A 24,250-nucleotide genomic window follows, 5' to 3' on the forward strand; every position below is an offset into this window, starting at 1 on the left:
CGGCTGCCGCGGAATACCGTGTGACGGATTGCCCAAGTGGCTGTCGTCGATTTATGCTCGGACCGCTGCCGAACCGCGCGGTTTCGCGCGCTCCGAGGAGTTCGTCGTGAGCAGCAGGTCGGAGTGTCATGACACACGTCGATGAGGAAATCGCCAGCCAGCCCGAGTGCTGGCACCGGGCCATCGCGCTCGCGGGCTCACTCGCTGAACAGTTGCCCCGGCGCGGCGAGCGGGTCGCCGTCGTCGGCTGCGGCACGTCCTGGTTCATGGCGATGGCGTACGCCGGACTGCGCGAACGGGCCGGCCTCGGCGAGACGGACGCGTTCGCGGCGTCGGAGTTCCCGCGGCAGCGCCGCTACGACCGGGTGGTGGTGATCAGCCGGTCCGGCACGACGAGCGAGGTGCTCGACGTCCTGCGCGCCATCGCAGGCGACACCCGCAGCACGGGCATCATCGGCGACCCGAGGTCCCCGGCCGTGGCCCTTGTGGACGAGCCGGTCTGCCTGCCGTTCGCCGACGAGAAGTCCGTGGTGCAGACCCGGTTCGCCACGACCGCTCTGGCCCTGCTCCGCGCGCCTCTCGGTGAGAGCCTCGACCAGGCGGTCCGTGACGCGGCGGAGGCCCTGACGGCACCGCTCCCGCTGGACCCCACAATGCTGGAACAGCTCACGTTCGTCGGCCGGGACTGGACGGTCGGCCTCGCCCACGAGGCAGGGCTCAAGTGCCGTGAAGCCGCCCGCTTCTGGGCGGAGGCGTACCCGGCCATGGACTACCGGCACGGCCCGATCGCCATTGCCGGCCCTGGCCGGGCGGTGTGGGCGTTCGGGGCCGTGCCGGCGGGGCTGCCGGAGGAGGTGGCCGGCACCGGCGCCACCTTCGTCCACTCCGTACGCGACCCGATGGCCGAGCTGATCCTCGCGCAGCGGCTGGCCGTCGCCCTGGCCCTCCACCGGGGACTCGACCCGGACGCGCCACGCCACCTGACCCGCTCGGTGATCCTGACCGGTGGCGAGACCGCCGGTGCGGGGCTCGACGGATGATCCTCACCGTCACGCTGAACGCCGCGCTCGACGTGACGTACCGCATCCCCGCCCTCGTTCCGGGCAGCACCCACCGGGTCGCGGAGGTGGCCGAGCGGGCGGGCGGCAAGGGCGTCAACGTGGCCCGCGTCCTGCGTGCCCTCGGCGACCTGGTCGTCGCGACCGGGCTGGCCGGGGGTGCCTGCGGCGCGCGGATCCGGTCCCTGCTCGCCGCCGAAGGGGTGCCGGAGGCGTTCGTGCCGATCGCGGCCGAGTCCCGGCGCACGGTGGTCGTGGCCGAACCGGACGCGGCGACCGGGCTGTGGGAACCCGGGCCGAGGGTCACCCCGGACGAGTGGAAGGCCTTCCTCAGCCGGTTCGCCGACCTGGTACGCGGTGCGGCGGTCGTCGTGCTCTCCGGCTCCCTGCCGCCAGGGGTACCAACCGATGCGTACCGTGTGTTGATCGAGGCGGCCCGCGACGCCAACGCCCGGACGGTGCTGGACAGCAGCAGTGAGCCGTTGCGGCACGGCCTGAGCGCGCGCCCGGATCTGGTCAAGCCGAATGCCGAGGAGCTCGCCGGCCTCGTCGGGCAGGCACTCCCCCGACCGGCTGCGGCCGTTACCGCGGTGCACGCGCTCGAAGCGCGTGCCGTCGTGGCCTCGTTCGGCCCGGCGGGACTGCTCGCCCGGACCCGACAGGGCAGCTGGCACGGGTTCCTGCCGCATCCGGTCGCCGGCAACCCGACCGGGGCGGGGGACGCCTGCGTCGCTGCCCTGGCCCACGGCATGATCCACCGTCGGCCCTGGCCGGAACGGCTCACCGACGCGGTGGCGCTGTCCGCGGCGGCGGTGCGGGCGCCGGTGGCGGGAAGCGTGGACCTGTCCGACTACCGGCGGCTGCGCCGGGCTGTGACCCTCAAGGAGCTGTGATGGCGCTGGTACCGACCGGACAGATCATCGCCGCCGGGCCGGTCTGCGCGTTCAACGTGATCAGCCTGGAGCACGCCGAGGCGATCGTCGCCGGCGCGGAGGCCGCGGGGCGACCGGTGATCCTCCAGATCAGCGAGAACGCCGTACGGTTCCACGGCTCTCGGCTCGCCCCGATCGCCGCCGCGACCCGGGCCGTCGCGGCGGCGGCCACGGTCGACGTGGCACTGCACCTCGACCATGTCGTCTCCGCCGATCTGTGGCGCCAGGCCGCGGAGCACGGCTTCGGCTCGATCATGGTCGACGCGTCGAGGTTGTCGCACCGGGAGAACGTCGCGACGACCCGGGCGGTTGCCGAATTCGCCCACGCCCGGGGACTGTGGGTCGAGGCCGAGTTGGGCACGATCGGTGGGAAGGACGGCGAGCCGCCGGTGGACCCGCACGCCCCCGGTTCTCGCACCGATCCGGCCGAGGCGGCGTCGTACGTGGCGCGGACCGGTGTGGACGCCCTCGCGGTCGCGGTCGGGTCCACGCACGCCATGACCACCCGCAGCGCCGTGCTGGACCACGCCCTGATCGGTCGGCTGCGGGCCGCGATCGCGGTGCCGCTGGTGCTGCACGGCTCGTCCGGCGTGCCCGACCAGGAGCTGGGCCGGGCGGTGCGCGGTGGCATCGTCAAGGTGAACATCGGTACGGCGCTGAACGTGGCCTTCACCGGCGCCGTGCGCGGCGCCCTGGCCACGCATCCCGACCTGGTCGACCCGCGCCGGTATCTGGCGCCGGCCCGGGAGGCGATGGCCGAGAGGGTGACCCATTTTTGCCGGCTCGTGTCCGGCGGGGCCAACCCGCATCGATGGCCGGCCGAGCGCCGACCGTGACCGAATCGTGAGCGGTTGGTCTTGACGTTGATCGACCGGCGTCACAGAATCCCAAGAGACAGCGCGATCGTGAATGATTAGCGCGCTAGTCGGTCAAGAACAATCAGCGACACCCGGATCTGATCACGGCTGTTCATGGTCCATCCATGATGGAGGCAGAGATGAAACGGTTCCTGCGCTGGTCGGCGGCGTTCGTGATCGCCAGCCTGACCCTCACCGCCTGCGGATTCGGCGGCGGCGACAACGCGAGCGGCAACAGCAGGAAGCTGTCGCTGCTGGTCCCCAGCTACAGCAACGGCACCAAGGCCCTCTGGGAGGGCATCATCGCCGACTTCCAGGCGAAGCACTCGGACATCACCGTCAACCTCGAGATCCAGTCCTGGGACAACATCAACGACGTCATCCGCACCAAGGTGCAGGCGAAGGCGACGCCGGACATCCTCAACATCGACGCCTTCTCCGGCTTCGCCTCCGACGACCTGCTCTACCCCGCCGCCGACGTGGTCTCCCCCGACACCCTGGCCGACTTCCAGGATTCCTTCGCCAAGAACGCCTCGATCGACGGCACGATGTACGGCCTGCCGATGATCGCCTCGGCCCGCACCCTCTTCTACAACCAGGAACTGCTCGACAAGGCGGGCGTGACCAAGCCCCCGGCAACCTGGCAGGAGCTGTACGACGCCGCCCAGAAGATCAAGAACCTCAACTCGGGTGTCTACGGCTACGGCATGCCACTGGGCAGCGAGGAGGCCCAGGCGGAGACCTCGATCTGGATCTTCGGCAACGGCGGCTCCTGGCACGAGGGCGACAAGATCACCGTTGACAACCCGCGCAACGTCGAAGCGGTGCAGTTCATGAAGCGGATGATCGACGCCGGGCTTACCCAGCCCGACCCCGGAGCGAGCGACCGTACGCCCATGCTGGACGTGTTCATCCAGGGCAAGATCGCCATGGCCGTCGGCCTGCCTCCGACGGTGGGGCAGATCGCGCAGAAGAACCCCCAGCTCAAGTACGGGACCGCCCCGATTCCCAGCAAGGACGGGCAGCCGATGACCCTCGGGGTGGCCGACCACCTCATGGCGTTCAAGAACGACGGCAGCAAGCAGGAGGCGGTCAAGGCCTTCCTGGACTACTTCTTCAGCGCCGAGGTCTACCGGAAGTTCGTCGACACGGAGGGCTTCCTGCCCACCACGAAGTCCGGGGCGCAGGCGCTGAAGGACAAGAAGGAGATCGCCAGCTTCCTGGAGGTCCTGCCGGGCGCCCGGTTCTACCCGAGCACCAACCCCCGCTGGGCGGCCACTCAGGGCGCGCTCCAAGGCCAGATCGGCCAGATCGGGCAGGGCAAGCAACCCAAGGCCGTGCTCGCCGGCATCCAGGCCAAGGCCGACGCTTAGCAGCGGCCGTCGCACCCACCCCATCGAGGACACGATGAGCGAGCAGAACACCCAGGTGCAGCTGCCGCCCGGCAGGTCCGCACCACCGGCGCGCCGGGAGCTGGTGCGGGCCCTGCCCTGGCTGCTGCCCGCGCTGACCCTGATCCTCACGATCGTCCTGTTTCCCGCCGCCTACATGGTGTGGACGTCCTCCCGGGACGTGTCGCAGGCCGGCGTCGACCGTGGCTCGGCGGGACTCGACAACTTCGTGGCGCTGCTGAACTTCCCCGCGCTGGGCAGGGTGTTCACCAACACGATCATCTGGGTCGTCGGCGTGGTCCTCGTGACGCTGCTGATCTCCCTGGCTCTGGCGCAGTTGCTGAACCAGGCCTTCCCCGGCCGGCGCCTGGTCCGGCTGGCGGTGATCGTGCCATGGGCAGCCAGCGTCGTGATGACCTCGACCGTCTTCTACTACGCGCTCGACCCCTTCTACGGCGTTTTCAACCAGTTCCTCGTCGACCTCGGCATCCTCGACGCCGGGTTCGGCTTCACCCGCCGACCGGTGCCCGCGTTCGTGGTGTCCATGGTGGTGGCGGTGTTCGTGTCCCTTCCGTTCACCACCTACACCATCCTCGCGGGCCTGCAGACGGTGCCCGACGACATCGTCGAGGCGGCCCGGATGGACGGCGCCGGGCCCGGGCGCATCTACCGCAGAATCGTGCTGCCCATCCTGCGGCCCGCGATCGCCGTCGCGGTCCTCATCAACATCATCAACGTCTTCAACTCCCTGCCCATCCTGCGCACGATGACCGGCAGCATCCCCGGGTACGACGCCGACACCACGACCACGTTGATCTTCAAGTACGTACAGCAGGACCGGCAGGTCGATCTCGCCAGCGCGCTCAGCGTGGTGAACTTCCTGATCGTTCTCGCGGTGATCGGCATCTACCTGGCGGCTCTCCGACCGATGAGAGACGAGTAGCAGTGGTTACCACGACCCCCGAGACGACCGGCCGGCGAGCGGGCGCGAGCGCGGCGGACGCGCACCGAGGCTTCCGACCGCGCAGCCGCCACGGCCGGCGCTGGACCAGGACGACCGCCGGCGTGGTGGTGGCGCTGGTGTTCCTCGCGCCGTACCTGGTGATGCTCATCGGGTCCGTCAAGCGACACGCGGAGATCCTGCGCATCCCGCCCACCTACCTGCCGACGGAGTGGATCCCGTCCAACTACCTCACCATGTGGTCCACGCCCGAGGCGCCACTGCCGTACAACCTGGCCTCCACCCTGATCATCTCGCTCTGCGGGACCGTGCTGGTGCTCGCGGTCGCCCTGCCCGCCGCCTACTACACGGCCAAGCACCCGTTTCCCGGCCGCGCGGTGTTCCTGCTGCTCGTGCTGGCCACTCAGATGCTCCAGCCGACCGTCCTGGCACCCGGACTGTTCCGGCAGTTCCTGGCGCTCGGCATCGACGACACCTGGCTGGCGATGATTCTCGTCAACGCCGCCTTCAACCTCAGCTTCGCCGTGTGGATCATGCACAGCTTCTTCGCCGGCCTGCCCAAGGAGATCGACGAGGCGGCGCTGGTGGACGGCGCCAGCAAGCTCCAGACGCTACGCCACGTGACCCTGCCGCTGGTCTGGCCCGGCATCGTCACCGCCATCATCTTCACCTTCATCGCCTGCTGGAACGAGTTCGCGGCGAGCCTGGTCATCCTCACCACCGCGGAGAACCAGCCGCTGTCGGTGGCGATCACGAAGTTCGTCGGCCAGTACGACTCCGCGTGGCATTACGTGTTCGCCGTCTCGATAGTTAGCATCGTGCCCGTGGTCATCCTCTTCGCGCTGGTAGAGAAGCGCCTGGTTGCGGGTCTGACGGCGGGAGCCGTGAAATGACCTCGACCGAGACCGCGACGGGAGCCGCCGCGGGCGGCGGGCTGGCCGATCGCGCTCGCCGGCTACAGGCCCTGCTGGAGATCCTGGCCGAGCGGGGCGGGCGGCTCTCCGTCCTCGAGGCCGCCACCGCCTTGCAGGTTTCCGAAGCGACCGTCCGCCGTGATTTCACCGCCCTGGCCGAACAGCACCTAGTGACCCGCACCCATGGTGGCATCGTGGCCAGCTCGGTCGCCTACGATCTGCCGGTCCGTTACCGCCACCGCGGCGACCACAGCACCAAGGAACGCATCGCCGCCACCGCCGCCGGGCTCATCGAACCGGGCAGCGTGGTGGGGTTGAACGGAGGCACCACCACCTCGGCCACCGCCCGGCACATCGCGGCGCGACCCGACCTGGCGCAGGCCACCCACCGGCCGGCCCTGACGGTGGTGACGAACGCGCTGAACATCGCCACCGAGATGGTGCTGCGACCGTCCCTGCGCACGGTCATTCTCGGCGGGGTCGCCCTGCCCCAGTCGTACGAGCTGACCGGGCCGCTGACCAGCATGGTCATGCAGTCCCTGTGGCTCGACACCCTCATCCTCGGCGTCGACGGGTTCTCCGTCGAGGGGACCTCGTGCCACGACGAGAGCGAGGCGGGCATCGACGCCTTGATGGTCAGCCGGGCCCGCCAGGTGGTCGTGGTGGCCGGCTCGGAGAAGCTCGGCCGCCACTCCTTCGCCAAGATCTGTGCCGCATCGGCCGTGCACACCCTGGTCACCGACGACGCCGCCGACGAGAAGGTTGTCACCGATCTGCGGGCCGCCGGCGTAACGGTGCTCCTGGCCTGACAGCCGGCTGACTGACCGACCAGCACCAACATCACGGCCCAGTGACCCGCCGGGGTCACCGGGGGCAAGCGGCTGTCTGCCCAGCTCAATCCCGGATCCGCCGGTCACGTCGAAGCGGCGCGCCAGCCTCGTGACAGACGGGCCATCGTGGGATATGAATATCATGCCTGACCATTCCTGATCGAGATGAGGGGCAAATGCTCATATCTGTTCGCTCGATCCGACGTTCAGCTGCCGCGATCACGGTCGCGCTGATGCTTGCCGCCAGCGCCCTCGCCAGCACACCGGCGATGGCCGCCGAGCCCCAGGAGCTCGGGGCGGTGACCGGCTTCCACGCCGACCGGGCGACCTACACGCTCAGCGCAGGCGACGCCCGGGTCCGGGTGGCGTTCCTCGCCGACGACGTGTTCCGGATCTGGCTCGCGCCGGACGGACAGTTCACCGACCCGGCCAACACCGCACCCGACGGCCCGGAAGCGCCGGACGCCAACATCGTGGTGAAGACCGACTACCCGACCCCGCAGACATCGTGGTCCGACGCTGGCGGCTACTACGCGCTACGCACCAGAATGATCGAGGTTCGGGCGTACAAGTCGCCGTTGCGTTTCGCGCTGCACCGGGCCGACGGCAGCACTGTGTGGTCGGAGACCCGGCCGCTCCGGTGGACCGACACCACCACGTCCCAGACGTTGAGTCGCGGCGCGACCGAGCAGTTCCTCGGCGGTGGCATGCAGAACGGACGGTTCAGCCACCGCGGCACAACGATCCATGTCGCCCGGAATTTCAACTGGGAGGACGGCGGCAACCCGAACTCCTCGCCGTACTACATGAGCTCCGCCGGGTATGGGGTGCTACGCAACACCTTCACACCGGGTACGTACGCCTTCAACGACCCGCTGGTTTCCACCCACACCGAGAAGCGCTTCGACGCCTACTACTTCGTCGGTGACTTCAAGGCTTCGCTCGACCGGTACACCGAACTCACCGGGCGACCGTTCCTCCCGCCAATCTACGGCCTCGAATACGGCGACTCGGACTGCTACAACCGCGGCCACTACGGAGTGGACCCCGACCCGGGCAACGACTGGAAGAACCACCCCGACAAGCAGACCACGCCGGACGCGGTGAAGATCGCGCAAAAGTTCGTCGACCACGACATGCCGGGTGGCTGGATGCTGGTCAATGACGACTACGGTTGTGGCTACTCCGACGACCTGGGCCACGAACTCGTCGACGGCACGTACTGGGGCAAGCGAGAGATCAGCCCGTTGCGGCAGACCGGCGACGAGCTACGCAACCGCAACATCGAGATGGGGCTGTGGACCCAGTCCGCGCTCGACCGGCAACCCGCGGAGGTCGGTGAGGCCGGTGTCCGCGTCCGCAAGCTGGACGTGGCCTGGGTCGGCCCGGGCTACCGGCACGCGCTCACCGCCTGCGACACCGCGCACGACGGCATCGAGCAGTACAGCAACGCCCGCGGCTACGCCTGGATGGTCGAGGGCTGGGCCGGGGCGCAGCGCTGCGCGGTGCAGTGGACCGGCGACCACAGCGGCAGCCTCGACGCGATCCGCTGGCAGATCCCGGCGATCCACGGGTCCGGCAACTCCGGAATCGCCTACACCGCCGGTGACGTCGACGGCATCTTCGGTGGCTCCGCCCGAAGCTACGTGCGGGACATGCAGTGGAAGGTCTTCACACCGGCACTCATGACGATGAGCGGCTGGGCCACCCCGGCGTTCAAGCATCCATGGGCGTACGGCGAGCCGTACACCTCGATCAACCGCCGGTACCTGAAGCTGCGCGAGCGGCTCCTGCCGTTCTTCTACTCGTACGCCGCGGAGGCTCACCGCACCGGCACGCCGATCAACCGGTCACTGCCGATCGAGTACCCGGACGACCCGACCGCGTATACCGACGCCGCCAGGTACGAGTTTCTCGCCGGTCGAGAGTTCCTCGTCGCGCCGATGTGGGGTGCGGACGAGACCAAGAACGGCATCTACCTGCCGGCGGGCACCTGGGTCGACTACTGGACCGGCCGAATTCACCGCGGGCCCACCACGCTGAACGGCTACCACGCGCAGCTCGACACGTTGCCGCTGTTCGTCAAGGCCGGTGCGGTGGTGCCGATGTGGAAGGCCGGCATCAACCGGCACGCCGAGCAGGCACTGGGCGACCGGCTGACGCTCGACGTCTACCCCCAAGGCAGCTCCTCGTTCTTGCTCTACGAGGACGACCGGGTCACGCGCGAGCACCGCACCGGCAGGTTCGCGACACAGCGGTTCGACGTCAAGGCGCCGGTCGACGACCGGGGCGATGTCGTCCTCACCATCGGCGCGAGCACCGGCTCCTACACCGGCAAGCCCGCGCAACGGCCCTACGAGGTGACCGCGCACACCAGCACCAAGCCGCAGGTGGTCAAGGTCGGCGACCAGCCGCTGCGGGAACTGGGCGACAAGCCGGCGTACGACTCGGCAACCACCGGCTGGTACTACGCGCCCGGCGACCACGCTGGCATGGTGTGGGTGAAGACCCCCGCGTTCTCCACCAGCGTCAGTACCACCGTCACCCTCGCCGGAACCAGTTCCGTGGGCGGCGCCAAGCCGGCCGACGCGCTCGGCACGGTCGAACTGACCGGCCCGAAGCTGTGGAACGCGCCGGGCCAGCCGACCGAGCTCACCGCGTCCTTCCGGAACGACGGCACGCACGCGATGACGAACCTGCGGCTGTCCGTCGCCCCGCCGGCCGGCTGGACATCGAGCGGCCACGCCGACTTCCCACGTGTCGAACCCGGTGAGACCGTCACCGCACCGCTGATCATCACCCCGGGACACGACATCCGGCCGGCCTCGTACACGCTCCAGCTTGACGCCGCCTACACCGCCAGGAACGCGCCGTACCGCTCCAGCGCGGTCACCACCGCGGAGCTGCCCTACGCCTCGATATCCGCCGCGGCGAACGTGGTCGGCATCACCGATGCCCAGACATTCGCCAAGGGCAATTTCGACGGCGCCGGTAACAGCTTCCACGGGGAGGCGCTGGCCGTCGCGGGATTCCGCCCCGGTACGACGATCACCGTCAACGGGGTCGAGTTCAGCCTGCCGGCTGGCGCCACCGGCACACCGAACGTGGCGAAGGACATCACCGCGCCGATCCTGGTGAGCGGCAGAGGCAGTCACCTTCACCTGCTCGGCGCTGGCGCCAGCCTGAACGCCCGTGGAACGGTGACAGTCCTCTACACCGACGGCACCCAGTCCCAGCACCCGCTGCAGTTGCCGAACTGGTGCTGCCAGGATCCGGCCACCGGCGGAGCCAAGCCCGCGGTCACGGTCAAGGGTCGTTACACCCCGGCGGGCCTGGCCAACACCACGACGGACTACCGGATGTCCTACAACGCGCTGCCAATCACGCCGAGCAAGACGGTCCGCGCGATCCGCCTGCCCGGTGGCCCGCTCGGGTTCTTCGCCGCCACCGTGGCGGACACGCCATTGCCGCCTGCGCCGAAGGGCGAGGCGTGGGCCAGTGACCTGGAGTGGATCGATTCGACGAACGGCTGGGGACCCGTCGAGCGCGACCGCAGCAACGGCGAAAGCGCCGCCGGAGACGGCAACCCGATCACCCTGAACGGGGTCGTCTACGCCAAGGGCCTCGGCGCCCACGCACCCTCGTCGGTCAAGGTCAACCTCGACGGCCGCTGCACCCGATTCACCGCGAAGGTGGGCGTGGACGACGAGATGGCAGACCGTGGCTCAATCGCCTTCGAGGTGCTGGTCGACGGTACGGCGAAGTACGACTCACCGGTCCTGACCGGGACCGCCGAGACCGCGAGCGTCGACGTCGACGTGACCGCGGGGAAAGTGCTCGACCTCGTGATCACCGACGGCGGCGACGGCGTCGGCAGCGACCACGGCGACTGGGCCGAGGCCAAGCTGTCCTGCAGCCCGTAAGCCGCCGGGCCGTTCACGGGTCGATCCCGCAACCGCTACGCCGCCGGCACCACGTTTCGATGGGGTGCCGGCGGTGCGGCCTGTGAGGTCGCCCCGCCGGCTCCGGCCCAGGTCGCGGGCGACGGCCGGCCCGGTATACCCGCTCGACGGCCGCCGGTGCGCACGCTGCGCGCAGGCATCGCGCGCCGCGTCAGCTATTCCGACGTCATGGGTAGCAGCACGATGAACCGGGTGTCGCCGGGCTGCGACTGCACCCGGATGTCCCCGTGGTGTTTGTTGACGATGATCCGGTAGGAGATGTCCAAGCCGAGGCCGGTGCCGTCGCCGACCGGCTTCGTCGTGTAGAACGGTTCGAAGATGCGCGGCCGGATCTCCGGCGGGATACCGCTGCCGGTGTCGCGGATCTCGACGATCAGCCGGTCCTCCTTGCGGCCGGTCCTGACCGTCAATGTTCCGGTTTCGCCCATCGCGCCGAGCGCGTTGTCGACCAGGTTGGTCCACACCTGGTTCAGCTCGGCGGCGTACGCCGGGATGGCCGGCAGGTTCTCGTCGTACTCCTTCACCACCTGCACCCCGGACGGGATCTTGGCCTGGAGCATGACCAGGGTGGCGTCGAGCAGGTCGTGGACGTCGACGGTCTGGTAGGGCGCGCGGTCCAGCTGGGAGTACTGCTTCGCGGCCCCGACGAGCCCGGAGATCCGGCCGACGGCGTCGTCGATCTCGCCCATCAGCAGCTCGGTGTCGATGGTGTACGTGATCCAGTGGATCGCCGACTCCAGGTCGTCGGCCCCGACGGCGGCGTCGACCTGGCTCAGCCACCCCGCGTCGATGCCGCCCGCGACCAGCGTCGGGGCGACCTCCCAGGCCCCCCGGACGCCGTGGTCGTCGAGCCAGTCGGTGAGCTCGTCCTCGGCGTCGCTGGCCGCGAGGGGGGTCAGCGGCGGCGCGGTGGCGGCCCGCTTCACCGCCTCCTCCTGCAGGGCGACGAGGTCGTGCAGGCGCCGGCCGTCGAGCCGGCCGTCGGCGATCAGCGCGAGCTTGTGGCGCATCTTCGCGACCCGGCCGCGCAGCGCGGAGGTGGCCCGGACCGCGGCCGCCGCCGGATTGTTGAGCTCGTGGGTCAGCCCCGCCGAGAGAGCGCCCAGCGCCAGCAGCCGCTCCCGTTCGCCGACGATGGTCTGCGTGTTGCGCATCCCGATGAACAGCCCCTCCAGGAGATGGGTGGCCATCGGGAACCAGGTACGCATCGCCTCGGCGATGATCTCGGCGGGCAGGGCGAACACCTTGCAGTCGGTCACCGCGAAGAGGCTGTTGGCGTATCGCTGCTCGGCCAGGTCACCGACGTACGCCTGCATCGCCCCGCCGTACACGCCGCGCTGGCTGGTCCGGCTGACCTCGACGTCGTCGCCCTGCACCCGGCGGCGCATCGCCACCGTGCCGTCGAGCAGCACGTAAAAGCAGCTCGCCGGCTCGCCCTCGACGTACACGGCCTCGCCGGCGGGGCGCTGTTCGATCCGGCCGTGTTCGGCCAGGTGCGCCAACTGCTGCGCGGTGAGCGCCTCGAAGAGGAAGAGGCCACGAAGCTCGTCGGGGGTGAGCCGCCCGGGTTCGCTGGTCACTGTGCCTCCAGGTAGCGGTGCACGAGCGACACGGCCATCGCGCCCTCGCCGACGGCCGAGGCCACCCGCTTCACCGATTCGGCCCGCACGTCGCCGGCGGCGAAGACCCCGGGCATGCTGGACTCCAGGTGGTACGGATCGCGCGGCAGGCTCCAGCCTGGCGGCCGGTGGCCACCCCTGGTCAGGTCGGGGCCGGTGAGGACGAACCCGCGCGGGTCACGGGCGACCGCGCCGTCGAGCCAGTCGGTGCGGGGCTCCGCTCCGATGAACACGAACAGCCACGAGGTGTCGACGCGGCGGACCTCGCCGCTGCGGATGTCGCGCAGGGTCACCTCCTCGAGGTGTTCCTGGCCGGCCCCGCCGACCACCTCCGTGTGCGGGTGGACTTCGATGTTGTCGATCTGTGCAATCTGCTCGATCAGGTAGCTGGACATCGACCGGGTCAGGTCGGCGCCACGGATCAGCAGGTGCACCCGTCGGGCGTACCGGGAGAAGTGCACGGCGGCCTGGCCGGCGGAGTTCGCCCCGCCCACGATGTAGACGTCCTGCCCGGAGCAGCTCGGCGCCTCGCTCGCCACGGAGCCGTAGAAGCAGCCGCGGCCGGTCAGCTCCGCCAACCCGGGCACGGGGAGCATCCGGTACGAGACACCGGTGGCGAGCACGACGGTGTGGGTGGCGATGCTGCTTCCGTCGGCGAACCGCAGCACGCGCGCCGCCCCGGCGTCCTCCAGGGCCACCACCTCGCGGGCGCTGAGCAGTTCGGCGCCGAACCGCAGCGCCTGCCGGCGGGCCCGGTCGGTCAGCTGGGCACCGGAGACGCCATCCGGGAAACCGAGGTAGTTCTCGATCCGGCTGCTCTGCCCGGCCTGCCCGCCGGTGGCCCGCCGCTCGACCAGCACGGTCCGCAGCCCCTCCGAGGCGCCGTAGACGGCGGCGCCGAGCCCGGCCGGGCCGGCCCCGACGACCACCAGGTCGTAGAAGTCCGCAGCCGGCGCCGTGGTCAGCCCCACGTGCGCGGCCAGGTCGGCCTCGGCCGGCTGCACCAGCGACTTGCCATCGGCCGTGACGATCAGAGGTACGTCGTTCGCGGTCACCCCCGCCGCCGCCAGCAACTCGGCTCCCTCGGGTTCGTCGGCGGGCACCCAGCGGAACGGCACCAGGTTGCGGGCCAGGAAATCGCGCGCCTTGAACGAGGGGGCCGACCAGCGGTGCCCGACCACCCGCAGGTCGGTGGTGGGCGCCGCCGCGGTGGCCTGCCACGCCTCGAGCAGCGAGTCCAGCACCGGATAGAGCTTCTCCTCTGGCGGATGCCAGGGCTTGAGCAGGTAATGGTCGAGGTCGACCACGTTGATCGCGTTGATCGCCGCGTCGGTGTCGGCGTACGCGGTCAGCAGCACCCGGCGCGCCGCCGGGAAGAGATCCATGGCGGCCTCGAGGAACTCGATGCCGGTCATCTGGGGCATCCGGTAGTCGGCGATCAGCACGGCGACCTGCTCACCACGCAGTTTCAGCTCGCGCAGCGCCTCCAGCGCCGTCTCCGCGGAGTCGGCTCGTACCACTCGGTAGCGGTCGCCGTAGCGGCGGCGGATGTCGCGGGCGACCGCCCGGGAGACGGCCGGGTCGTCGTCGACGGTGAGGATCGCGGGGTTGGGCATGGCGTCAACTAAAGCACTACTCGCGAGGTAGGCCCGCGCGGGAAGCCCGCCGACGATCTGCCCGCGTCCGCGGCCGCCGCAGATTCGGTCAATCGTCCGCGCGACAGCTTCCGGGTCAGAGATCTTGCCGCCAGCGAAAAAATAGACGAACGTGCAACAGCCTCGGCACCGAAAGCATCGACAGCCGACACAATCCGGGGATCCCCCAACCAAGATCATCAGTGCCATGATGTCGAACGGGCTTCTCCTATCAAGGATCTACATCTGTCACATGAACAAGCTGATCACGAGGGCTGGCATCCCACGTCAACCGGCCGGCATGGACAGGTTCGCCCTACCCGACTACGAGCAACTGGTGGAACGGGCCGGCGCGTTGGCGGCGCTCCTCCGGCCGGTGCTGGCGCAGAGAAGGCACACTCGATGACCGACGTCCTGAGGTCCCGGCAAGCGGCGTCCGTCGCGCGGCTCCGGGTCGACTCCGAGCGCCCCGTTGGCCCGGTCGCGGCCTCGTACGCGCAACGCCAGATGTGGTATCTGAGCCGGCTCGACCCGGAGGCGGCCACCTACCTGGTGCCGCTGGCGTACCGGCTGCACGGGGCGCTGGACGTGGCGGCTCTGTCGGCGGCGCTGGACGGGTTGGTGGCCCGGCACACCGCACTGCGCACCACCCTCGCACCGGCGGCGGACGCCGCGGCCGAGTCGCCAGGTCCGGACGGTGCGGTGCAGCGCGTGCGCCAGGTGGTCCACGACCCGCGCCCGGGGCTGTTGCGGGTGCACGACCTGAGCGGGCTGCCCACGTGGCAACGCGACCAGGAGCTGCAGGCCCGGCTCGACGCCGAGGCGTGCACCCCGCTCGACCTGGAACACGGGCCTTTGCTACGGGCCAGCCTGCTGCGCTGCGCGCCGGAGGAGCACGTGCTCCTGCTGACGCTGCACCACGTCGCCGTCGACGAGTGGTCGCTGGGCATCCTCCACGACGAGTGGGAACGGCTCTACACCGCACACCGCACCGGGCAGCCGGCGGACCTCGACCCGGTCGACGTCGACCACCGCGACCACGCGGCGTGGCAGCACGACTGGCTCGGCGGTGCGGAGGCGGCCGCCCAGCGCGAATACTGGCGCGCGCAGCTCGCGGACGCGCCCGCCGTCCTCGAACTGCCCACCCGCGGGCCACGCCCCGCCGTGCCGTCCAGCGCGGGGTCCACCCTGTCGGTCCCACTGGACGTGCCCACCGAGGCGCTGATGGCGCTGTGCCACCGGCTGGGCGTCTCCCCGTACATGGTCATGCTCGCCGCGGTGCAGGTCCTGCTGGCCCGCTGGACGGGGCAGCGCGACATCGTGGTGGGCACGCCCACCGCCAACCGGCAGCGGCCCGAGGCGCAGAAACTCGTCGGGCTGCTGCTGAACACCGTCGCCATCCGCGCCCGTCTGGACGACAACCCGTCGTTCGAGACGCTGCTCGACCGGGTGCGTACCGCGGTCCTCGAGGGCCTGAGCAACGAGGAGCTTCCCTTCGAGGCGCTGCTCGAGTCGCTGCGACCGGCCCGCCGGCCCGGCTTCACCCCGCTGTTCCAGGTGATGTTCGTGTACGGCCGCGAGGCCGCACCGCCGCGCCTCGACGGCCTCGAGATCACCCCGTTCGAGGTGCCCGCCAAGACGGCCAAGTTCGACCTCACCGTCTCGGTACGGGAGAACGCCGACGGCGTGCGGACCGTGCTGGAGTACCGCACCGACCTGTTCGACGACGACGCGACGGTCCGCCTCGCCGGACACTTCCAGACGCTCCTGCGGTCGCTGGTGGCCGACCCGGGCGCGCCGGTCGGCGCGGCCGCGATGCTCACCCCGGGTGAGTCCCGGCAGCTCGTCGCGGAGTGGAACCGCACCGCCACCCCCGCCGAGCCGGACGACCTGGTCCACGTGCTGATCGAGCAGCAGGCGCGCCGGACCCCCGACGGCGTGGCGGTGACCGACGGCGACACCGCGCTGACCTATCACGAGCTGCACATGCGGGCCGAGGCGCTGGCGGAGACGTTGCGCCAGCGGGGCGTCGGCATCGGCGGCCTGGTGGGCGTGCTGCTGCCCCGCGCGGTCCCGTTCGCCGTGGCGGTCCTCGCCGTGTTGAAGACCGGCGCGGCCTACGTGCCCATGGATCCGGCCAATCCGCCCGCCCGACTGCGCTATCTGCTCGCCGACACGGCCGCCCCGGTCGTCCTCACCTGCGCCGAGCTGGCGCACCTGGTGCCCGACGACGCGGCGCTGCTGGTGCCGGCTCTGGACACCCCGGTCACCCAACCCGACCCCGGCCGTGGCAACGGCAGCTCGGGCGGTGGGCCGAAGCGGCGGCCGCGGCGACGGCCCACGCCGTCGGCGGAGGACCTCGCGTACGTCATCTACACCTCCGGGTCCACCGGCCGCCCCAAGGGCGTCATGGCCACCCACCGCGGCGTGTGCAACTACGTACACTGGGCGGCCCAGGCCTACCGGCTGCAGCCCGGAGACACGGTGCCGCTGCACTCGTCGATCGGGTTCGACCTGACCGTCACGAGCCTGCTGGTCCCGCTGGCAAGCGGCGCCACCGTCCTGATGATCGGCGAACAGCTCGGCCCGGAGGCGCTGGGCGAGGCGCTGCGCCGGCAGCGGACGCCGTTCGGGCTGGTCAAGATCACCCCGGCGCAGCTCGACCTGGTCAACCACCAGCTCCGCCCCGCCGAGCTGGCTGGCCGCACCCGGTGCTTCGTCATCGGCGGGGAGAACCTGCGCGCCGACCAGGTGGCGCCCTGGCGGGCCCACGCCCCCGCCACCGCGCTGGTCAACGAGTACGGGCCGACGGAGACCGTGGTCGGCTGCGCCGCGTACGAGGTCGACCCCGCCACCCCGGGCGACGGCTCGGTCCCCATCGGCCGGCCGATCGCCAACACCGAGCTGTACGTGCTCGACACGTGGGGGAACCCGGTCCCGGCGGGCGTGGTCGGCGAGCTGTACGTCGGCGGAGCCGGCGTGGCGCGCGGCTACCTGCACCAGCCGAAGTTGACCGCCGAGCGGTTCGTCCCGGACCCGTTCTCGTCCGTCCCCGGCGCGCGGCTGTACCGCACCGGCGACCTGGTGCGCATGCGCCCGGACGGGAACCTCGAATACCTGGGCCGCACCGACAACCAGGTCAAGCTGCGTGGCTACCGCATCGAGTGCGGCGAGATCGAGGCGGCCGTCCGGCGGCACCTGCCGGACAGCGACGTGACGGTGCAGCTGCGCCGGGACGACCCCGACGACCCGCAGCTCGTCGCGTACGTGGCGGGCGTCGCGAACACCGGCCACGACACCGCGATCCTCCGGGCGGCCCTCGCCGCCGACCTGCCGTCGTACATGGTTCCCGCCACGTTCGTCTTCCTCGACTCGCTGCCGCTGAACGGCAACGGCAAGGTGGACACGGACGCGCTGCCCGCCCCCGGTCGCGCACCGGACCTGCCGCGGCAGCGCCTCGCGCCGCAGCAGGACCAGCCGGGCGCAGCCGAACGATCTGGGCCCGCAGGGCCCGGCCCGGTCCAGTGGGACGCCACCCGGATCCGCCTCGAACGGCTGGTCGTGGACGTGTGGCGCGACGTGCTCGGCGTCGACCGGGTCGGGGTGCGGGACAACTTCTTCGACCGCGGCGGCCACTCGATGCGCCTGCTGGCCGTCCTCGAGCGGCTGCGCGCACAGCTCGGCGACGCCGTCACGGTCACCGACCTGTTCCGGAACCCCACCGTCGAGTCGCTGGCGGTGTTCCTCACCAACGCCACCGCCGGGACGGCGACCGCCCCGGCCGCTTCACGCCCCGCGCCGGTCCGCGTCGCACCGGGCGGCGCGAGCGACGACACCGGTCAGCCCAGCGGCATGATCGCCGTCGTCGGCATGGCCTGCCGCTTCCCCGGCGCCCGGAGCCTCGACGAGTACTGGCACAACATCCGGACCGGCGTGGAGTCGATACAGGAGTTCACCGTCGAGGAGATGCTGGCCGACGGCGCGGACCCGACCCGGCTCGACGACCCGGCGTACGTCCGGGCCGGTACCTACCTGCCCGGCATCGACCAGTTCGACGCGGCCTTCTTCGGCATCACGCCCCGCGAGGCGCAGACCCTCGACCCGCAACACCGGCTCCTGCTGGAATGCGCCTGGCACGCGCTGGAGCACGCCAGCTACGACCCGTCCGGCCACCCCGGCCGGATCGGCCTGTTCGCCGGGTCAGGTCGCAGCAGCTACCTGCTCGACCATCTGAGCAGCCATCCCGAGCTGATGAGCGCCCTCGGCGAGCACCAACTGTCCCTCGGCAACGACAAGGACTTTCTGCTCAGTCGGGTCGCCTACAAGCTCGACCTCACCGGTCCCGCCGTCACCGTCGCCACCGCCTGCTCGACCTCGCTGGTGGCCGTGCACCTCGGCCGGCAGAGCCTGCTGACCGGCGAATCCGACCTGGTCCTGGCCGGCGGGGTCAGCATCTTCCCCGCGCAGCGCCGCGGCTACCTCTACCACGACGGTGGGATCTACTCCCCCGACGGGCACTGCCGCCCGTTCAGCGCGGACGCGCGCGGCAGCATCGAATCCAGCGGCGTCGGGATCGTCGCGCTCAAGCGACTCGAGGACGCCGTCGCGGACAACGACACCGTCTACGCGGTGATCCGCGGTTCCGCCATCAACAACGACGGGGCGCGCCGCACCGGGTACACGGCGCCGGGCGTCGACGGCCAGGTCGAGGTGATCAGCAGCGCCCTCGCGACGGCTGGCGTGGACCCCCGTTCGCTGAGCTACGTGGAGGCCCACGGGACGGGCACCAGCCTCGGCGACCCGATCGAGGTGACCGCGCTGACCGAGGCGTTCCGGCGCGGCACCGACGACTGCGGCTTCTGCGCCCTCGGCTCCGTCAAGGCCAACATCGGGCACACCGACGCCGCCGCCGGTGTCGCCGGCCTGATCAAGACGGTCCTAGCGCTGTACCGCCGGACGCTCCCCCCGACGATCAACGTCAGCCGACCCAACCCGGCGATCGACTTCGCGAGCAGCCCGTTCTACCTCAACGACACCGCCCGCCCGTGGCTCGGCGACGGCCCTCGCCGGGCGGGGGTCAGCTCGTTCGGCATGGGCGGCACGAACGCCCACGTCGTGCTGGAGGAGCCGCCCGCCACGTCGCCCGCCGCGCCACCGGAGACGCCGGCCACGGGGCCGCAGCTGCTGGTCGTGTCGGCCCGTACGACGGCGGCGCTGGACCGGCAGACGGGGCAGGTCCGCGACTGGCTGGACGCGCACCCGGCGGTGGACCTCGCCGACGTGGCGGCCAACCTGGGCCGGCGGCAGTCGATGAGTCAGCGGCGCTTCCTCGTCGCGGCGGACCGCGCCGACGCGCTGGCCGCGCTCGACTCGCCGCAGCGGCAGTTCACCGGCGCCCCCGCGGACGGGCGGCGACCGCTGGTGTTCGCCTTCCCGGGCCACGGCGCCCAGCACGTGGCGATGGGCGCCGGCCTGTACCGCGCGGAGCCGACCTACCGGGCCATGGTGGACGAGTGCGCCGAACTGCTCCGCGATGACCTGCGGCTGGACCTGCGTACCCTGCTCTGCCCGGCGCCCGACGCAGCCGAGCAGGCCGAGCGGCTGCTCGCGCAGCCCCGGCTCATCCAGCCCGCGCTGTTCGTCACCGAGTACGCCCTCGCCCGGGCGCTGCTCGCCCAGGGCGTGACCCCGGACCTGATGGTGGGGCACAGCCTCGGCGAGTACGTCGCCGCGTGCCTCGCCGGCGTCTTCTCCCTGGCCGACGCGTTGCGCCTGGTGGTCGCCCGCGGTGAGCTGGCCGAGCGGACCCCGGCCGGGGCGATGCTCGCGGTGAGCCTGCCCGAGACGGCGGTGGCCGGGCTGCTCGACGACCGGGTGTCACTAGCCGCCGTCAACGCCCCCGAGCTGTGCGTGCTGTCCGGCGACCCGGAGGCGATCGGGCAGCTTCGCCTGCGGCTGACCGGCGACGGGGTCGACTGCCGGCCGCTGCGGGTCACCCGCGGCTACCACTCCGCCCTGCTCGACCCGGTGCTCGACGAGTTCGCCGACCACGCCCGCCGGGTCACCTACGCCGAACCCGAGCGCCCCTACCTGGCCAACCTGACCGGCGGCCCGGTCACCCCCGGCCAGGTCACCGATCCCGGCTACTGGGTGCGGCACCTGCGGGAACCGGTGCGGTTCGCCGAGTCGGCCGCGCTGCTCGCCGAGCAGGACGTGGTCCTCGCCGAGCTGGGCCCCGGGCACGCCCTCGGCGGCCTGGCCCGGTTGGCGGGCCTGAAGCCCGGCCAGGTGGTGGCGGCGATGCGGCATCCGCGCAGCGACGCCGACGACCTCACCACCATGCTCGACGCGGTCGGCCGGATGTGGCTGGCCGGCGTACCGGTCGACTGGAGCCGGTACCACGGCCCGCGCCGGCGGCTGGCCCTGCCCGGCTACCCGTTCGAACGGCACCGGCACTGGGTGGACGCCGTGCCGCGCACGATCGCGGCGGACACCGCACCTGCCCTGGTGGCCACCGCCCCGGCCACGCCGGACGCGCCCGAGCCCGTCGACGCCGGCAACCGGCCGGCGCTCAGCACGGCCTACGTCGCCCCGAACACGCCCACCCAGGAGTGCGTGGCGGAGATCTGGAGCGAGCTGCTCGGCATCCGACCGGTCGGGGCGCTCGACAACTTCTTCGAGCTGGGCGGGCACTCGCTGCTCGCCACCCAACTCGTCGTACGGTTGCGGGCCCGGCTCGGCGTGGCGCTGCCGCTCGAGACGATCTTCGCGCAGCCGACCGTCGCGCAGCTCGCGGCGGCGCTGCCGGCGACCGGCACCGCACCCGCCCGTCCCGTGGACATTCCCGCCGAGCAGCCCGCCGCGCCGGCCATCCCCCGCACCGATCCCGGCACCGGTCCGGCGCCGCTGTCCTCCGGGCAGCACCGGCTGTGGTTCCTCGACCAGGCGTACCACCAGAACGCCTACACCGTCAGCACCACGCTGCTGCTGGACGGCACCCTCGACGTCGACGCGCTGCGCGGCGCCCTCGCGGAGCTGGTCCGGCGGCACGAGTCGCTGCGTACCGTCTTCCCGCTCGGCCCCGACGGCGACCCGGTTCAGGAGGTGCTGCCGCCCGGCCCGGTCGAGCTCGCGGTCAGGTACACACCGGCCGGCGCGGAGGCGGACCCGCTCGTGCCGGGTACCCGCAGCATCGTGGAGTCCGCCGTCGCCGACGCGGTGCCGCCGTGGGTGCACCAGGCCCTCGCCGCCGACGTCCGACGCCCGTTCGACCTGGCCCGCGGGCCGCTGTTCCGGGCCGTGCTGCTCCGCATCGCCGACGACCGGCACGTGCTGTCGCTGACCATGCACCACAACGTCTCCGACGGGTGGTCCCTCGGCATCATCGCCGGCGAGCTGGCCACGCTCTACGACGCCGTCCTCGACGGCCGCCCCTCGCCGCTGCCCGAACTGGCCGTCCAGTACGGCGACTACGCGCGCTGGCAGCGCAACCGGATGGCGGACACCGACAGCGACGACATGCGGTACTGGCGCCGACAACTCGACGGCGTGGCCAGCGTCCTGGAGGTGCCCACCGACCGGCCGCGGCCGCCCGTGCAGACGTTCGACGGCGCGGTCAGCACCCTCGTCCTGCCCCCGCAGACGGCCGACGAACTGCGCCGCTTCAGCCAGGCCCGAGGCGCCACGCTGGCGATGACCGTGCTGGCCGCGCTGAAGGCCCTGCTCTGGCGCTACACCGGTCAGGCCGACATCTGTGTCGGCACCCCGGTCGCCGGGCGGGTCCGCGCGGAGCTCGAACCGATGGTCGGCTTCTTCGTCAACATGCTGCCGTTGCGCACCGTCATCGACGGCGACTGGACCTTCGACGAACTGCTCACGCAGGTGCGGCGCACGGCGCTGGGCGCGTACGACCACCAGGAGGTGCCGTTCGAACGCCTCGTCGACCTCGTCGACGCGCCCCGCGACCTCAGCCGGAATCCCCTGTTCCAGGTGATGTTCAACATGCTGAACGTGCCCGAACAGGACCTGCGGATCACCGGGCTGCGGATGGTCCAGTTCGCCGTCGAGCCGGGCATCGCCCAACAGGAGCTCGCCCTGTACGCGTACGAGGTGGCCGAGGGGCTTCGGTTCCGGTTGGAGTACAACACCGACCTGTTCGACGCGGCGACCGCCGAGCGGATGATGGGGCACCTGGAGACGCTGCTCGCCGCCGCCGTCGCCGACCCCGGCGTCCGGCTCGCGGACGTGAACGTCCTCACCCCGGCCGAGCTGGCCCGCGTCGCCGTATGGAACGACACGGCCACGCCGCTCGGCTGGGCCACGCAGGGGCGCGACGGGCAGACACCGACCCTCGTCGAGCTGATCGAACACCAGGCCGCGACGAACCCCGACCGGCCCGCCGTGACGTTCGGGGCGACCACGCTCACCCACGCCGAACTCAACGCCCGGGCCAACCGGCTCGCCCACCGGCTCCGCCGCGCCGGCGTCGGCCCGGACGTCACCGTCGCCGTCTGCCTCAATCGCACACCCGAGCTGCCGGTCACCCTGGTCGGCGTGCTCAAAGCCGGCGGCGCGTACGTCCCGGTGGATCCCGACTACCCGATCGAGCGGCAGCGGTACGTGCTGACGCACAGCGGCGCCCCGGTCCTGGTCACCGAGGCGGACCTCGCCGACCGGTTCGCCGGGTACGCCGGCGAGGTGCTGCACAACGGCCAGGCGGCCCTGGCCACCGAGCCGGACACCGACCCCGAGCCCGTCGCCGGTCCGGACGACCTCGCGTACGTGATCTACACGTCCGGGTCGACGGGACGCCCCAAGGGCGTACGGGTGACGCACGGCGCCGTCGTCAACACGCTGGCCGCCATGCGCGAACGGCCGGGTCTGACCGCCGACGGCACCATGCTCGCGATGGCCAGCTTCGCCTTCGACATGTCCGTACCGGAGCTGTTCCTGCCCCTCGTGGTCGGCGCCCGGATGCTGATGGTGGGCCGCGACGTCGCCTACGACGCGACCCGACTGGGCGAACTGCTCGCCACGGAAGGGGTCACCCTGGCTCAGGGCACCCCGGCCACCTGGCGGCTGCTGATCGAGTCCGGCTGGAACGGACTGCCCGGTCTGACGGCCGTGTGCGGCGGCGAGGCGGTGTCCGCGCCGCTGGCCCGGCAACTGGCCGAACGGGTCGGCGCGCTGTGGAACCTCTACGGTCCGACCGAGGCCGCCGTCTGGTCCACCATGGAACGCATCGAGCCCGGCTTCACGCACCTCACCATCGGCCGCCCGATCGGCAACATGCGGATCTACGTGCTCGACCCGCAGCTGTCCCCCGCCCCCGTGGGCGTCCTCGGTGAGCTGTACCTCGGCGGGGCGGGACTGGCCCGCGACTACCACGGCGACCCGGCGCTGACCGCGCAGCGGTTCGTGCCGGACCCGAACGGCGGCGGGCGGCTGTACCGCACCGGCGACCTCGGCCGTTACCTGGCCGACGGCCGCATCGAGTTCGTCGGCCGCAGCGACTCCCAGGTGAAGGTGCGGGGATTCCGCATCGAGCTCGGCGAGATCGAGGCGGTGCTTCGCCGCCACCCGTCGGTACGCGACACCGCCGTCGTGGTCCGCGAGGACGAGGGTGAGAAGACGATCACGGCCTACCTGACCCTGACCACCGCAGCGGAACCCGACCCGGACGCGAATCAGGGGGCGACGCCGGACGTCACCGCCGACTTCGACGCCGACCCGGCGCCGTGGCGGGCCTTCGCCCGCACCTACCTGCCGGACTACATGGTGCCGTCCGCCTTCGTGGTGCTCGACCGCATGCCGCTCAACGCCAACCGCAAGGTCGACCGCGCCGCCCTGCCCGCGCCCCGGCGCGGCAGCGCCACCGTCGGCGCCACCCCGCCGGACACCCCGCTGCGGAAGGCCCTGGCCGAACGGTGGGCGGCGGTGCTCGGCTACGACAGCGTCGGCATCGAGACGACTTCTTCGACCTCGGCGGCGACTCCTTCAAGGCCATCAAGGCGCTGGCGGGGAACGACCCGGCGATCAGCGTCCTCGATCTGTTCCGCTACCCGACGATCCGGTCGCTGACCGAGCACCTGG

At 71.4% G+C, this 24,250-nt stretch carries 12 protein-coding genes; 10 read left to right on the forward strand and 2 right to left on the reverse strand.

Translation table 11 applies throughout. The features are described from left to right. The first annotated feature begins 128 nt into the window (after positions 1 to 128). From A6A27_RS08575 to A6A27_RS08615, 8 genes are all read left to right on the forward strand, one after another. Positions 129 to 1,040 carry an SIS domain-containing protein gene (locus tag A6A27_RS08575; RefSeq protein ID WP_073834006.1) on the forward strand — a complete coding sequence of 304 codons (912 nt, stop codon included), beginning with the start codon at positions 129 to 131 and terminating at the stop codon, positions 1,038 to 1,040. After that, positions 1,037 to 1,951: a 1-phosphofructokinase family hexose kinase gene (locus A6A27_RS08580; RefSeq protein WP_073834007.1), complete on the forward strand. Its 915-nt coding sequence runs from the start codon at positions 1,037 to 1,039 to the stop codon at positions 1,949 to 1,951. The genes A6A27_RS08575 and A6A27_RS08580 overlap by 4 nt, the downstream gene beginning before the upstream one ends. Beyond that, positions 1,951 to 2,826, forward strand: coding sequence for a class II fructose-bisphosphate aldolase (locus A6A27_RS08585; protein ID WP_073834008.1), 876 nt, complete (start codon positions 1,951 to 1,953; stop codon positions 2,824 to 2,826). Before A6A27_RS08580 ends, A6A27_RS08585 begins: the two co-directional genes overlap by 1 nt. A gap of 161 nt (positions 2,827 to 2,987) precedes the next feature. After that, positions 2,988 to 4,220, forward strand: coding sequence for an ABC transporter substrate-binding protein (locus tag A6A27_RS08590; protein ID WP_073834009.1), 1,233 nt, complete (start codon positions 2,988 to 2,990; stop codon positions 4,218 to 4,220). A gap of 34 nt (positions 4,221 to 4,254) precedes the next feature. Beyond that, positions 4,255 to 5,181 (forward strand): carbohydrate ABC transporter permease, encoded by a 927-nt coding sequence (locus A6A27_RS08595; RefSeq protein WP_073834010.1) that lies wholly within the window; start codon positions 4,255 to 4,257, stop codon positions 5,179 to 5,181. A gap of 2 nt (positions 5,182 to 5,183) precedes the next feature. After that, the gene (locus tag A6A27_RS08600; protein ID WP_198940242.1) at positions 5,184 to 6,092 is read left to right on the forward strand and encodes a carbohydrate ABC transporter permease; all 909 of its coding nucleotides are present in this window, start codon (positions 5,184 to 5,186) and stop codon (positions 6,090 to 6,092) included. Then, the gene (locus A6A27_RS08605; protein ID WP_073834011.1) at positions 6,089 to 6,922 is read left to right on the forward strand and encodes a DeoR/GlpR family DNA-binding transcription regulator; all 834 of its coding nucleotides are present in this window, start codon (positions 6,089 to 6,091) and stop codon (positions 6,920 to 6,922) included. Before A6A27_RS08600 ends, A6A27_RS08605 begins: the two co-directional genes overlap by 4 nt. A 254-nt stretch (positions 6,923 to 7,176) precedes the next feature. After that, a complete protein-coding gene (locus A6A27_RS08615) occupies positions 7,177 to 10,866 on the forward strand; it encodes an NPCBM/NEW2 domain-containing protein (protein ID WP_158073970.1) in 3,690 nt (1,229 codons plus the stop codon). A gap of 194 nt (positions 10,867 to 11,060) precedes the next feature. Here A6A27_RS08615 and A6A27_RS08620 read toward each other — a convergent pair whose 3' ends face one another. Further along, entirely contained in the window at positions 11,061 to 12,485 is a 1,425-nt protein-coding gene (locus tag A6A27_RS08620; protein ID WP_073834012.1) for an ATP-binding protein, read from the reverse strand. Next, positions 12,482 to 14,140 (reverse strand): FAD-dependent oxidoreductase, encoded by a 1,659-nt coding sequence (locus tag A6A27_RS08625; RefSeq protein ID WP_073834013.1) that lies wholly within the window; start codon positions 14,138 to 14,140, stop codon positions 12,482 to 12,484. Before A6A27_RS08625 ends, A6A27_RS08620 begins: the two co-directional genes overlap by 4 nt. A 271-nt stretch (positions 14,141 to 14,411) precedes the next feature. On the opposite strand from A6A27_RS08625, the gene A6A27_RS44200 reads away from it, so the two are divergent. Both A6A27_RS44200 and A6A27_RS45795 read left to right on the forward strand, forming a co-directional pair. Continuing rightward, entirely contained in the window at positions 14,412 to 14,564 is a 153-nt protein-coding gene (locus tag A6A27_RS44200; protein ID WP_158073971.1) for a hypothetical protein, read from the forward strand. After that, entirely contained in the window at positions 14,561 to 24,238 is a 9,678-nt protein-coding gene (locus A6A27_RS45795; protein ID WP_073834015.1) for a hybrid non-ribosomal peptide synthetase/type I polyketide synthase, read from the forward strand. The genes A6A27_RS44200 and A6A27_RS45795 overlap by 4 nt, the downstream gene beginning before the upstream one ends. Positions 24,239 to 24,250 lie beyond the last annotated feature (12 nt).

It is taken from the genome of Micromonospora sp. CB01531, from assembly GCF_001905095.1.
Taxonomy (GTDB): Bacteria; Actinomycetota; Actinomycetes; order Mycobacteriales; family Micromonosporaceae; genus Micromonospora.